Annotated in this window: 10 protein-coding genes; 5 read left to right on the top strand and 5 right to left on the bottom strand. The window is 64.9% G+C overall.

The annotated features are described in order from the left end of the window. Positions 1–152 precede the first annotated feature (152 nt). Positions 153–2,321 carry a PhoX family protein gene (locus tag ACX80T_RS05340; RefSeq protein ID WP_459303911.1) on the top strand — a complete coding sequence of 723 codons (2,169 nt, stop codon included), beginning with the start codon at positions 153–155 and terminating at the stop codon, positions 2,319–2,321. Between the two features lie 156 nt (positions 2,322–2,477). After that, positions 2,478–4,229 (top strand): 2-succinyl-5-enolpyruvyl-6-hydroxy-3-cyclohexene-1-carboxylic-acid synthase, encoded by a 1,752-nt coding sequence (gene menD / locus ACX80T_RS05335; RefSeq protein ID WP_459303910.1) that lies wholly within the window; start codon positions 2,478–2,480, stop codon positions 4,227–4,229. A gap of 40 nt (positions 4,230–4,269) precedes the next feature. Here the strand turns inward: menD and ACX80T_RS05330 are convergent, their stop codons facing one another. The 5 genes from ACX80T_RS05330 to ACX80T_RS05310 form a co-directional block, all read right to left on the bottom strand. After that, the gene (locus ACX80T_RS05330) at positions 4,270–5,682 is read right to left on the bottom strand and encodes a D-alanyl-D-alanine carboxypeptidase family protein (RefSeq protein WP_459303909.1); all 1,413 of its coding nucleotides are present in this window, start codon (positions 5,680–5,682) and stop codon (positions 4,270–4,272) included. A 103-nt stretch (positions 5,683–5,785) separates the two neighbouring features. Next, a complete protein-coding gene (locus tag ACX80T_RS05325; protein WP_279325277.1) occupies positions 5,786–6,550 on the bottom strand; it encodes an amino acid ABC transporter ATP-binding protein in 765 nt (254 codons plus the stop codon). Further along, positions 6,547–7,332 carry an amino acid ABC transporter permease gene (locus tag ACX80T_RS05320; RefSeq protein WP_019481821.1) on the bottom strand — a complete coding sequence of 262 codons (786 nt, stop codon included), beginning with the start codon at positions 7,330–7,332 and terminating at the stop codon, positions 6,547–6,549. Before ACX80T_RS05320 ends, ACX80T_RS05325 begins: the two co-directional genes overlap by 4 nt. Positions 7,333–7,416: 84 nt before the next feature. Beyond that, positions 7,417–8,211, bottom strand: a complete 795-nt coding sequence (locus ACX80T_RS05315) for a transporter substrate-binding domain-containing protein (protein WP_116779023.1) — start codon at positions 8,209–8,211, stop codon at positions 7,417–7,419. Between the two features lie 128 nt (positions 8,212–8,339). Next, positions 8,340–9,680, bottom strand: coding sequence for an isochorismate synthase (locus ACX80T_RS05310; RefSeq protein WP_459303908.1), 1,341 nt, complete (start codon positions 9,678–9,680; stop codon positions 8,340–8,342). 132 nt (positions 9,681–9,812) lie between these two features. Here ACX80T_RS05310 and ACX80T_RS05305 point away from each other — a divergent pair, with 132 nt between their 5' ends. From ACX80T_RS05305 to ACX80T_RS05295, 3 genes are read left to right on the top strand one after another with little or no spacing between them, the layout of a single operon-like run. Then, complete coding sequence (locus ACX80T_RS05305; protein ID WP_459303907.1) at positions 9,813–10,568, top strand: demethylmenaquinone methyltransferase; 756 nt, start codon at positions 9,813–9,815, stop codon at positions 10,566–10,568. Then, positions 10,569–11,885 (top strand): geranylgeranyl reductase family protein, encoded by a 1,317-nt coding sequence (locus ACX80T_RS05300; protein ID WP_459303906.1) that lies wholly within the window; start codon positions 10,569–10,571, stop codon positions 11,883–11,885. Positions 11,886–11,894: 9 nt separating this feature from the next. Continuing rightward, positions 11,895–12,998: a polyprenyl synthetase family protein gene (locus tag ACX80T_RS05295; protein WP_459303905.1), complete on the top strand. Its 1,104-nt coding sequence runs from the start codon at positions 11,895–11,897 to the stop codon at positions 12,996–12,998. The last annotated feature ends 30 nt before the right edge of the window (positions 12,999–13,028 follow it).

Here is a 13,028-nt window from a genome sequence, read left to right as displayed (position 1 = left end):
GGGGTGGCGGGGACCGAAACCGGCGAAAGTCCTGCGGAATGGCTGAGCGGAGGCGAAAGTTCACCTTCCTGTCACCTGGACTGCCCGCAGTGTTAGCCCGGCCTTGTCAGTGTGGAAGCTGCTCACCCCGCTCCACTGCTGGAAGGCACCACATGAGTGACACGAAGAAGCGCTTTTTGCCCATGCTTGGCCACACGAATGGAAAGCGCAGCGCGGTGACGTGCGCGTTGAAGTGTGACAATGCGTGCGCTTCGGCAGTCTGCAACACGTCCGACAACAGCTATTTCAGGGATGTCGTCTCCTCTGAGTACTCCCGCCGAAACGTGCTTGGCGTCGGTGCCGTCGGGGCGCTGGCCCTCATCGTTGGTGGACAGACAGGCACCCGGGTGCCGACAGACCCCCAGTTGGCGCCCGCCGTCGCCCTCCAGAAGCGGGGGCCCCGGAGCAACCTGAAGTTCACTCCGATCCGTCCGGTAGATGCTCTGGTAGATGATTTCACAGTGCCGAAGGGCTTCACCTGGCAACCGATTATCCGCTGGGGCGATCCCCTGTTCCGCGAGTCGCCGGTGTTCGACGTCTTCAACCAGTCCGAGGCCGCACAGCAACTGCAGTTTGGCTACAACTGCGATTACACGGAGATTCTGGATCTGCCGGGAAGCAAGGGCAAACGGGCCGTGATGTTCGTCAATCACGAGTACACCAACGAACCCATCATGGTGCCACCCAGTCTGCCGGCCGCGGAGGTGCGGGGTATCGGCCGCGCAGCGCACGGTCTGACAGTGGTTGAACTGGAGCGTCAAAACGCTTCGAAGGCCTGGAAGTATGTTCAGGGCGCACCGCTGAACCGTCGCTTCCTGCTCGACACCCCCTACGAGTTGACGGGTCCCGCCGCCGGATCCGATTTGGTCAAAACCATTGATGACCCCGCGGGCCGAACCATTCTCGGAACCCTCGGCAACTGCGCCGGCGGCACCACCCCCTGGGGAACTATCCTGTCAGGGGAGGAAAACTTCAACGGCTACTTCGTCAGCCCGGGAACCAGTGCCTCGGACCGTAGATACGGGCTCACCGCGTCTCCGACGGCCCGTGGCTGGGAGGTCGACGAACCTCGGCTGGATACCCGGAACAAGGGATACCAGAACGAAGCGAACCGTTTCGGTTACATCGTCGAGGTGGACCCCTTCGACCGGACCTCGACGCCGAAGAAGCACTCGATGCTTGGCCGCTTCAAGCATGAGGGCGCCAACGTGATCGTGGCTGGCGACGGCAGGGTGGTGGCTTATTCCGGTGACGACGAGCGGTTCGATTACCTCTACAAGTTCGTCTCCCTGAACCTGATGGATACCGCCGGCACTCCCGCAGCTCGGCGGAAGAACATGACGCTCCTCTCCGAGGGGTCGCTCTACGTGGCACGGTTCCAGGGCAACTCGGCCCCCGAAATTGATGGGTCCGGCGATCTGCCCACCGACGGGGAGTTCGACGGCGTCGGCGAGTGGTTGCCACTGATCGTCAACAACAAGTCGGCAGTGCCGGGAATGAGCGCTGCTGAGGTAGCGGTCTATACCCGGCTGGCCGCCGACAAGGTGGGTCCCACCAAAATGGACCGGGCCGAAGACGTGGAGCCGAACCCCAGCACCGGCAAGGTTTACGTGGCCTGCACCAACAACACCAACCGCGGTGTCGGCGCCAACTCGCCCGCTGACGAGGCGAACCCGCGAACCGCTAACCGGTCGGGACATGTCGTTGAGATCACCGAGAACGGCGGAGACCAGACCTCTGCTCGGTTCACCTGGAACCTGTTGATGGTCTGCGGTGACCCGGCCAATGACCCCACCGTGTACTTCAGCGGATTTCCAGCGCAGAAAGTCTCGCCGATTTCATGCCCGGACAACCTGGCGTTCGACTCGGTCGGCAATCTGTGGATCTCCACTGACGGGCAGCCGGGCACCATCGGGTACTGCGATGGCTTGTTTCAGGTCACCCTCGAAGGGGAGGAACGCGGCAAGGTGGAACAGTTCCTCGCCGTACCACGGGACGGCGAGACGTGTGGGCCGATCATCAGGGACAAGGACCGCCACGTTTTCGTTGCAGTCCAGCACCCGGGGGAGAACGGCGTCTGGGGAAACCAGACCTCCCTGTTTCCCGACTATGTTGCTGATGGCAGTAAACCGCGCCGCGGCGACGCAGCGGTGCCACGCCCCTCGGTGATACAGGTCCTTCCGGGTAAAGACAAACGTCCCGGTCGTGGCCGCGGTGCGGGCAGGCTGCACAGTGACGACGATCGCGGCGGCAGGGAAGCGAAGGCAACAGGCAACCGTTAGCCCCACTTTCCGCCGGGACTCCCCGCCCTTCGCATCGAGTCAGCACAGATAGCGGGTTTGGCGCCGGAATCCTGTCAGATGTGTTGACTCGATCCGGGCGGGGGAGCGCGTTCCGGGTGGGGACGAGCGCGGAACCCGATGTGTGAGGATTGAAGCGTGAATGAGCAGCTGAACTCCGTCGACGCCGCCCGGCTAGCCGTTGCCGCCTTGACCGCGGCGGGCGTCCGCCACGTTGTCGTGGCACCGGGATCCCGAAGCGCCCCTCTGGCGTATGCGCTGGCCGAGGCTGAGGCCGCGGGTGCGGTGCGGTTGCATGTCCGGATCGACGAGCGGGTTGCCGGGTTCACCGCGCTCGGCCTGGCGCAGGGATCGCAGCGACCCGCTGCGGTGCTGACGACGTCGGGTACCGCCGTGGGGGAACTGATGCCAGCGGTCATGGAGGCGAACCACGCGGCCGTGCCCTTGGTGGTGTTGTCAGCGGACCGGCCCGACGAGCTTCGGGGGAGCGGCGCCAACCAGACCACCAACCAGGTCAACCTCTACGGTTCGCACGTGCGATGCGCACTCGACGTCCCGGCGAGCAATGATCCCTCGGCATTCGTTGCCAGGGCCCTGGCCGAGGCGCTGGGGGCCTCAGGCCCACGTGGTCCGGTCCAGTTGAACCTCGCGTTCCGCGACCCGCTGGTCCCCGGCACTGTAGACCCCGGCACTGTAGTCCCCGGCGCTATGGCCCCCGGTGCTGTGAGCCACGACGGGGCTCCTGTAGGGTTCCCGCCAGCCACCGCTCCTGCCACCGACGCCATCCTGCCGCTGACCAGCCAGTCCGACGACGACACCGCGACCCATGACGCCGCCACTCACGACGCCGCCCTCCCGACGTTGACCGCCCGAACCGTGGTGGTCGCAGGCCACGGCGCCGGGGAACTGGCGGCGGTGTTCGCCCAGCACCTCGGCCTCCCGTTGCTCGCCGAGCCCTCCTCGAACGCCCGGTTCGGTCCCAATGCGGTTGCCCAGTACCGGCTGCTGCTGGAACATCTGGGGCCCGACGTCGAGCGGGTGATCGTGTTCGGGCGGCCCACTCTCTCACGACCAATAGCAGCCCTGCTGTCCCGACCGGAGGTGCAGCAGGCACTTTACCTCCCGGGGCCGGTGGCCTGGTTCGAAGCAGGCCGACGCCGGGAGCGGATCATCACCACCCTCGATGAGTTGCTGCAGTTCGCCGGTCAGGGCGAGGACGGATGGTTGGGGCGGTGGCAACAGGCCAGTGCCCGCGCTGATGCCGCTCTTCGGTCAACCCTCGCCGAAAGCGCCTCCCTGACCGGGCTCCACGTGGCAGACGCCGTCTGGGAAAGCACTGACGGAAATCTCATGCTCGGATCCTCCAATCCCATCCGGGACGCCGATCTCATCGCGTCCCCTGGCTGGCACCCCCTGGAGGTCTACGCCAACCGCGGCCTCGCCGGTATTGATGGAACCATCTCCACCGCAACCGGTATCGCGCTCGCGACCGGTATCCCCACGCGCCTGCTGCTCGGTGACCTGACTTTTCTGCACGACGCCGGTGGGCTGCTTTTGGGGCCCGGCGAGGATGAGGCCGACCTGCAGATAGTGGTGCTCAACGATGCCGGCGGAGGCATCTTCGGTCTCCTGGAACACGGGGAGGAGAAGAACCTCGAACGCCACAGCAGGGTCGTAGAGCGTCTCTTCGGCACCCCCCACACCGCCGATCTCGAGGCGCTGGCCCATGGGTACGGCGTCAGGCATTCACTGGTCACCTCGGCCGCTGGCCTTGACGCAGCACTGGCGCCACCCATCAAGGGCCGCTCGGTGATCGAGGTCCGGGCCAACCGATCGGGCCTCCGCGCACTGCACGCCTCGATCAAGGCAGGCGTCGCCCGGGTGGTGTAGGCCGCGGTCGGGGCGCAGGCCGGAACCGTGCGGTGTGGGCCTACCGAAAGAGCCGGTAGTTCTGCCACCCCGAACCGATGGTGAAAGACCCACCCCAGCCGCCGGAGTTGATCGGGTAGTGCCTGAGGGCGCCGGAACTGGTTCGAGCGGTCAACCCGTAGGAGCCTGGGCTCGGGAAACCCGAGACGGCTTGTGCGCTTTCGATGTGTTGCCAGCCGGAGCCGATGGTACGTCGACTCTCGTAGATGAAACGTGCTTTTCCATTGGACCGGTAAAGCACCAGTTCACCGTTGGCGCGGGTGGCGAGCACGTCCTGGTTGCCGTCCCGGTCAAAGTCGGCCAGCGTGATCTTCAGGTTCTGCCACCCCGACCCGATCTGCCCCCGGGCCTGCGAGGACAGGGCTCCGCCTGTGTTGTTTGCGTAGTGCCACAACCGTCCTGCGCCGTCCTTGGTGACCACAGACGGGTACCGGCTCCCCCGCCACCAGGTGCCGACAGTGATCTCATGGTTGGCCCAGCCGCTGCCGATCCGGATGGGTGACTGGAAACCGCCGCCCCGGAGCCCCCGATAGAGCGTGAGTTTTCCGTCCTGCCACTGGGCGAGGATGTCCTGGATGCCGTCGGAGTTCCAGTCGGTGGTGAATCCGGCCTTCAGACCGCCCCAGCCGCTGCCCACCCGGGCGCGCTGCGCGAATCCGCCGGTCCAGTTGGGTGGGTAATTCCACAGCACCCCTGCGGAATCCACTGCGGTGAGGTCCGTTGGGCTCTTGATGGTCGGGTTGGAACCGTCGAAATAGTGCTCCAGCGTGGGGATGCCGCGGGTCTTCATCTCGGTGGCTAGTGGCCGCCCCACGTAGCGCAGATGCCATGGTTCGTAGGTGTAACCGGTGGTCGATTGGTAACCGTCCGGGTAGCGAATGATGAACCCGTATCGCCATGCATTGGCGGCGACCCACTTGCCGCCCGCGGTGGTCCCGAAACAGGCACCCAGGCCACAAGTGCCGTTGGCGTTGCCGACGTCGACGGCGAGTCCGGTCTGATGCTCGCTGTGCCCCGGGCGTGCCGAAATGGTGTCGGCCACTGCCTGCCCGTATCGCGCCACATAGCTGTTGTAGAGGGATGCCTGCTCGGCGTAGGAACGGTAGGCGCTCACCACGCTCAGTGGTGCCCCAGCGTTACGCGCGCCAGCAAAAAGGCTTTCCAGATTCGCCGAGACAGCACGCCGGAGTACAAAGTTGGTGCCGGGAAAATAGACCAGATCCGGTGCGATGTAGTTCAGGGGGTTCAGCGGCCGTGACTTGGTGACCAGCACGTGATAGCTGTTCGGGTTCGCCACAGGGACGGCGGCCGTTGCGGGCTGGGCTGTGAGCATCCCACCCAGTAGGGCGCAGCACAGCACGACGACGCTGAGGAGTCTTGCGCGAAGCCTTGGGTTCCGGATGGGTGAGGGCATGAGGATTCCCGCGGGTAGGTGGGTCTGGTGGACCTATCGTCCCACGCACTCCGGCCCGCCGCTAGGGGACCGAAGGCGCAGGACATTGCCGCCAACCGGGTGGTTACAGAACCTTCGAGAGGAACTCTTTGGTGCGTTCATGCTGCGGGTTGCCGAGGACATCCTCGGGTTTGCCCTGCTCGACCACCACTCCGCCGTCCATGAATACCACCCGGTCCCCAACTTCACGGGCGAAGCCCATTTCGTGGGTGACCACCATCATGGTCATGCCGTCCTTGGCCAGCTGCTTCATCACATCGAGCACGTCACCCACCAATTCGGGGTCCAGGGCGCTGGTGGGTTCGTCGAAGAGCATCATGTCCGGGTCCATGGATAGCGCACGTGCAATTGCCACGCGCTGCTGCTGCCCGCCGGAAAGCTGGGCCGGAAAGGCCATGGCCTTGTCCTCCAGACCCACCTTGGCGAGGTTGCGCGCCGCGACCTCACCTGCCTCTGACTTGCTGCGCTTCTTCGCCCTGATCTGAGCCAGGGTGAGGTTACGGGTTACGTTCAGGTGCGGGAAGAGGTTGAACTGCTGGAACACCATGCCGATGCGGGTGCGTACTTTGTCCAGGTCCGTCTCGTCGTCCGTGATATCGACGCCTTCCACAAGGATGGTGCCGCTGGTGGGCTCTTCCAACCGGTTGACGCACCGGAGCAGGGTGGACTTCCCGGAGCCGGACGGGCCGATCACGCAGACCACCTCACCCTGATCCACATGGAAGTCGATGCCCTTGAGGACCTCGTTGTCCCCGAAGCTCTTGTGCAGGTCGCGGACCTCGATGGCCGGTACGCCCTTGCGGAGCGCTGCTTCAGTCACAGGGCTCACCGCCCTCTCTTGTTGTGTCGTTCAAGCTTGGCCACCAGCTGGGTGAGCGGCAGGGTGATGATCAAATACAGGAGGGCAGCGAGGACCAACGGCGTTGCGTTGGCGGATGAAGAGACCATGTCACGGGCGAAGGTGGTCAACTCGCGGTCGCCCAGAGCCATGCCCGCGATGAACAGGAGTGAGGTGTCCTTGATCAGGATGACCAGTTCATTGGTCAACGGCGGGGTGATGATCCTGAACGCCTGCGGCAGGACGACAGAGATCATGGTCCACGATGGATGCATCCCCAGGGACCGGGCGGCCTCCACCTGGCCTGGCGGAACAGCTTCAATCCCCGCTCGGATGGTTTCGGCGATGTAGGCGGAAGAGACGATGATCAGGGCGATCAGGCCAGCACCGGCGCTACCGCCCGGTGGACGCCAGCCAAAGGCGATCGGCACCGCGAACGCAAAACCGAAGATCACCAGTAGAGCGGGGAGCCCCCGAAACAGCTCGATGTAAGCGGTCGCTGCCCAGCGATAGGGCAGGACCGGAGAGAGCTTCATCAGCGCCAGAATCAGGCCGAGGAGCAGCCCACCGACAAACGCGATGGCCGTGTAGAGGACTGTATTCTTCGCCGCGACGGTCAGTATTTCGGGGAATGCCTCGACAGCAACGTCCAGGTCGAAGAAATTGCTTTGGATCGCCTCCCAATCGGCGAGCCAGACGACGACGGCGACGGCGAGGATGAAGAGTGCGTACAGGGCGCCGCGGGTCAGGCGTCTGCGGGTTGAGCGTTTCAAGTCGGGAGCCAATCTTTCTCGGGGGCTGTCGGCCCGGAACCCGTCAGGATCTGAGGATCCCGGACCGGTTCCGGGCCAGAATTCCTACTCCGAGAAGTAGGTGTTGTAAATCTCGTCGTACTCGCCGTTGTCCCGCAGCTCGGCGAGCTGCTCGTTGACGGCCTCGAGGAGATCCTCGCTGCCTTCCTTGGGCAGTGCGAAACCGTATTGCTCATCGGTTTCGAACTCTTGGGCGATCGTGTAGGTGCCGTCTTCGGTGTGGCTGAGGTTCACCGGCAGGTCCTGCAGGATGGCTGCGACGTTGCCGGCTTGAAGAGCTGAGTACAGTTCCGCGTCGCTCGGGAAGGCTACAACCTCGGTGTCGGAAGGGACGTTCTCGCGGGTGTACGTTTCACCGGTGGTTCCGGCCTGGACACCCACCGACTCGCCCGCAAGATCGTCGATCGAGGCAAGATCCGAGTCCACGGGAACCAGCAGGGACTGCAGGGAATCGTAGTACGGCTCGGTGAACGCAATGTTCTCCGCGCGCTCCTCGGTGATCGTGATGGCGCTGGCACCGACGTCGCACTGGCCGGCCGCAAGCACCGCGCCACTGGCGAGGCCGTCGAAGCCGACGTCGACCACCTCAAGCTCGAGGTCCAGGCCGGTGGCGATGGCGCGCATCAGGTCCATGTCGAAGCCGACGTATTCGCCGTCCTCTTCATATTCGAATGGCGCGTACGGGATGTCCGAGCACACGGTGAGCGCGCCCTCAGCAATCAGGCCGAGGCCCGAATCATCGGCGGCTGGCTCATCGGAGCCGCCACAGGCGCTGAGGGCCAGTGCGCCGATTGCGGCAATGGCTAGGGTCTTGGGAACGGATGAGCGCTTGGCAAACATGCAAATACCTCTTTGGTGGACGGGAAAACTTCGATTCAAATTCTAGCCGCATGGAGATGTGCATCACAGGCTACAGGTATTGCGTACTGGTAACCATCGGGACCTGACAGTACTGAGGACGGGGAATGCTACCGACGGATGCCCAGGGCCTCGATCATGGGCCTGAACTTGCTCCACGATTCCGCCAGCTCAGCTGCGGCATTCGATGCAGCGACGATGCCACACCCCGCGTACATTCGCACCCGGGTTGGACTCTCGATTACCGCGCCGCGTAACGCGATGCCCCACTCACCATTGCCCCGGGCATCCATCCAGCCCACTGGCCCGGCATAGGGTCCGCGCTCCATATGCTCCAATTCCCGGATCAGGGCTCCCGCTACGGTCGTCGGTGTCCCACAAACCGCCGCAGTGGGGTGCAACGCCCCGACCAGGGCCAGCGACGTCGGTACGCTGCCATCGGCGCCCGGTTCCAGTTGCGCTGTGACATCGGAAGCCAAATGCCAGACGTTGGGTAGTTCGAGGACGAACGGCTCGCTGTGTGATGTCATGGTGCTGGTGAATGGCTCCAACTGGCCGGTCAGCGAGTCGATGGCGATCTGGTGCTCATGCAGTTGCTTCTCGGAGCCAGCGAGCACCCGCTGCGCGTAGTCCGGATCATCGGCCGGTGCATTGTTGCGGTCCAGGGTGCCGGCGAGGACCCTGGCCTGGGCCGTCGAGTTCTCAACTTTAATGAGCATTTCAGGTGTTGAACCGATCAACCCGTCCACCGAGTAGGTCCAGCAGTCCGAGTACCTGACCGCCAGCTCGCGCAGCACCTGGGCGGTCGCCACCGGAGAACCGAGCTCGGCGACGACGTCACGCGCGAGCACCAACTTACTCAGCTCGCCGCTGCGAACGTGCTCGATCCCCTGCTCCACGGCGGTCATCCACTGCTCCTCGGAGAGAATTCCCGGGGTGAGCCGGTCGGCGGCGTCAGGAACACGTTCGATGGCCGTCTCGTCGAGGTATTCAGCCAGTGCCGCCTCGGCGGCGTCGGCGGTTACTTCCGCGCCTTCGTCGTCGGTGATATAGGTCAGCCAGCTGTGACCATCGCGGCAGCCCACCACAATGCGCGGCACAATCAGCCGAGACTGATGCTGGGAGGTCTTGGAGAACGCAAACGAGCCGAAGGCCACCAGTCCGGAACCGGGAACGGCGAGCGGATTGTCGACGTCGGCGGCGTCGAGTTGGGTGCGCCACCACTCCTGGGCCTCAATGAACCGGTCGGGGCCCGCCGTCGTGAACCGGGCGCTTTCACCGAAGGCAACCAGGCCATCGCCGCGGCGCACCCAGGTGTGAACGTCATTGCGGGCAACATAGTCGAGCAGGCCGGTACTGTCGTCGAGCTGTCCCCGGGGAATGGTGATGCTGCGCAGACCGCGCGCTGGTGTCAGCGGCGGCGCGACCGCGATGGAGGACGGAGTGCTCATGATTTCCAAGCCTACTCTTGCCCGGCAGTGGCAGGGACGGGCTGGCGGTGCCACTGCCGAGACCCGGTTGCCCGGAACCCGGTCGCCCGCGCCCCGATTATGGACCTGTCAATTGTTTGAGACAATACAAGGGTGAACCGTGCATCACTGGAAAAGCGTCCCGAAGAAGTTGCAGCCATGTTTGACGACGTGGCGCCCAAATACGACGTGGTCAACGACGTCCTGTCCCTCGGACAGACCCACCGCTGGCGTCGCATTGTGGTGGATGCGGTAGGAGCCGCGAAGGGCCAAAAGGTGCTCGACCTGGCCGCCGGAACCGGCACCTCCAGCGAGCCCTACGCAGACAACGGGGTGTACGTCGTCGCCTGCGATTTCTCCCTCGGCATGTTGCGGGTCGGCAAACGCCGTCGCCCGGACATTGATTTCATTGCCGGTGATGCCACCGATCTGCCGTTTGCCGACAACTCCTTTGACGCGACGACCATCTCCTTCGGGCTCCGTAACGTGCACCGTCCGCAGCAGGCGCTCGCGGAGATGCTGCGCGTCACCAAGCCCGGCGGAAAACTGGTGATCGCCGAGTTCTCACAACCAACCGTTCGACTGTGGCGCACCATGTACACGGAGTACCTGATGCGGGCATTGCCCGCGATTGCGACGAAGGTCAGTTCGAACCCGACCGCCTACGTGTATCTCGCGGAATCCATCAGGGCCTGGCCGGATCAGGATGCACTGGCTGGCTGGCTCACTGATGCCGGGTGGCAGGACGTGGCCTACCGCAATCTCAATGGCGGTATCGTCGCCGTCCATCGCGCGACCAAGCCCGCTGACACTGCTACAGCACCCGCACAGGCGCGCCTCAGCCGCCGCAGCACGCGGCCAGCACACTAAGTGTCGGTACTGATTGTCGGGGCTGGCCCCGCTGGCTCAACCGCCGCCTACTACCTGGCGCGTGCCGGGGTAGACGTGACAGTGGTGGAAAAATCGGTCTTCCCGCGTGAGAAGGTCTGCGGGGACGGGTTCACGCCCCGCGCAGTCCGTGAGATCCAGCTGCTCGGCCTGCCTCATGAGGAGACGGCGGGATGGCGCCGCAACGTCGGGCTGCGGCTCAAAGCCGGCGGCCGCACCGTCGAGGTGCCCTGGCCGGAGCTAACCGACTTCCCCGATTACGGGCTGGTCCGCACCCGGTTCGGATTCGATGAACAACTAGCCGAACACGCTCGCGCGGCGGGCGCCGTCATCCTTGAGGGTCACTCCGTCACCAGGGCGATCCGCAACGACGCCGGCCGGGTGACCGGCGTCGTCGTCAATATTCTGGACTCGTCCGGGCGTAAGACGGGGGAGACCCGGCAGTTTCACGCTGACACGGTCCTGGCTGCCGATGGCAACTCGACCCGGACGGCCGTCAGCCTGGGCTTGGCGAAGCGCGATGATCGCCCGCTCGGCGTCGCGGTACGCACCTACTTCACCAGTCCGCGCCATGAGGACCCCTGGATGGAAGGGTGGCTCGAGCTCCCCGATGCGACCGGCAAGCCGCTTCCCGGCTACGGCTGGGTCTTCGGTGTGGGGGATGGCACGTCCAATGTGGGCCTGGGCATCCTCAATTCCTCTGCCGAGTTCGGCAAGCTGGATTACAAGCAGGTGCTGCGGGACTGGACCGCCGGGATGCCCGCTGAGTGGGGTTTCGTTTCCGAGCAGCAGGTCGGCGAGATCCGCGGGGCCGCCCTGCCCATGGGCTTCAACCGGACACCCCACTACAGTCCGGGGATGCTGCTGCTCGGCGATGCCGGTGGAATGGTGTCCCCGTTCAACGGTGAGGGTATCTCCTACGCGATGGAGTCGGCCCGGTACGCTGCCGAGTTCATCATCAACGCCGAACAGGTCGGCTCGACCCTGGGCCGCGATCAGGTCCTGGCCGGTTACGCGCCACACATCAGAGGGCTGTGGGGGAGCCACTTTACCCTCGGCACCATCTTCGCTCAGCTGATCGGCAAGCCGGCCATTCTGCGGTTGGCGTTGCGGACCGGCATGCCGATCCCGGTGCTGATGCGCTTTGTGGTGCGGATGCTCGCCAACCTGACCGACTCCGGTGGCAAAGGTTTCGAGGACCGCGTCATTCACCTGCTGGAGCAGCTGGTGCCGGCCGTCAGCAACCAATCCCATCCGCGCGCGCGGACGCATGCCAGTTCCACGCGCTCTACTAGTTAGTCTTAGACAGTGACAGAATCTGCGAACCCCGGCTGGACCCGTGCTGGACACTCGCTGTCCGATGGCGCCGAGCTCGACACTGCCACCGGAGCCATTGCTACCGGTCTGCGGCTTCCGCCCGGATTTGCCTTGATCGCAGAGGATCCTCACCTTGGGCCCGCGGTCACCACCTGCCTGGCCAAGGTCGAGAAGCAGCTCCGGGAAGCCATCGCCAGCTCCGATCCGCTCGCCGATGCGACCAGCCGCCACCTCGTTGAAGCGGGCGGCAAACGCATCCGGCCGCTGTTGACCATTCTGGCGTCGCACCTCGGGGATGCCAGCCGCCCCGAGGTGGTGCAGGCCGCCGTCGTCGTCGAACTGACTCACCTGGCCACGCTCTATCACGACGACGTCATGGACTCGGCGCCGTACCGTCGTGGTGCGCCGACGGCCCACGAGGTGTGGGGCAACTCGGTAGCCATCCTGACCGGTGACCTGATTTTCGCCCGTGCCTCCATCCTGGTGTCGGAGCTGGGCGGCCGGGCCCTGGGGATCCAGGCGCGGACCTTTGAACGGCTCTGCCTGGGACAGCTTCACGAGACGGTCGGGCCCCGCGAGGACGAAGATCCGGTGGAGCACTACCTGTCGGTCATCGCAGACAAGACCGGGTCGCTGGTTGCGGCGTCGGGTCAGCTCGGCGCGCTGTTCGGCCAGGCCTCGCAGTCGGTCATCGACGTCATGCTGTCCTACGGCGAGAAGGTGGGGGTGGCGTTCCAGCTCGCCGACGACGTCATCGACGTCACTGGCGTCAAGGTCACTTCCGGCAAGTCACCAGGCACCGACCTGCGCGAGGGCGTCCCGACGCTGCCGATTCTGCTGATCCGCCAGGCCGCTGCTGCCGGGGACGCTTCGGCCGCCCATGTTGTCGACCTGGTCGATGGGGACCTCACCTCGGACGAGTCGCTCGCTACCGCCGTCGCTGCCGTCAGTACCCACCCGGCAACCCAGGACGCCTGGAAGGTCGCTCAGCAGTGGGCCGACGACGCCGTCGCCGCCCTCGAACCACTGCCGGAAAGCATCGTCAAGCAGGCCCTGACCGCTTTCGCACAGGCCGTCGTCACCCGGGACGTCTAGCCCCGGCTCCTCTTGTCGACCTGACCTGCG

The organism is Arthrobacter sp. Sr33 (assembly GCF_054511195.1).
The sequence above is the reverse complement of the archived record's forward strand: the minus strand, read 5'-3'. Positions and strand labels throughout refer to the sequence as shown.

What these genes read in the sequence shown, in the direction of transcription:
- ACX80T_RS05310 (WP_459303908.1), bottom strand. Translation starts at nt 9,680, where the DNA reads ATGAGCACTCCGTCCTCCATCGCGGTCGCGCCGCCGCTGACACCAGCG.
- ACX80T_RS05340 (WP_459303911.1), top strand. Translation starts at nt 153, where the DNA reads ATGAGTGACACGAAGAAGCGCTTTTTGCCCATGCTTGGCCACACGAAT.
- ACX80T_RS05315 (WP_116779023.1), bottom strand. Translation starts at nt 8,211, where the DNA reads ATGTTTGCCAAGCGCTCATCCGTTCCCAAGACCCTAGCCATTGCCGCA.
- ACX80T_RS05330 (WP_459303909.1), bottom strand. Translation starts at nt 5,682, where the DNA reads ATGCCCTCACCCATCCGGAACCCAAGGCTTCGCGCAAGACTCCTCAGC.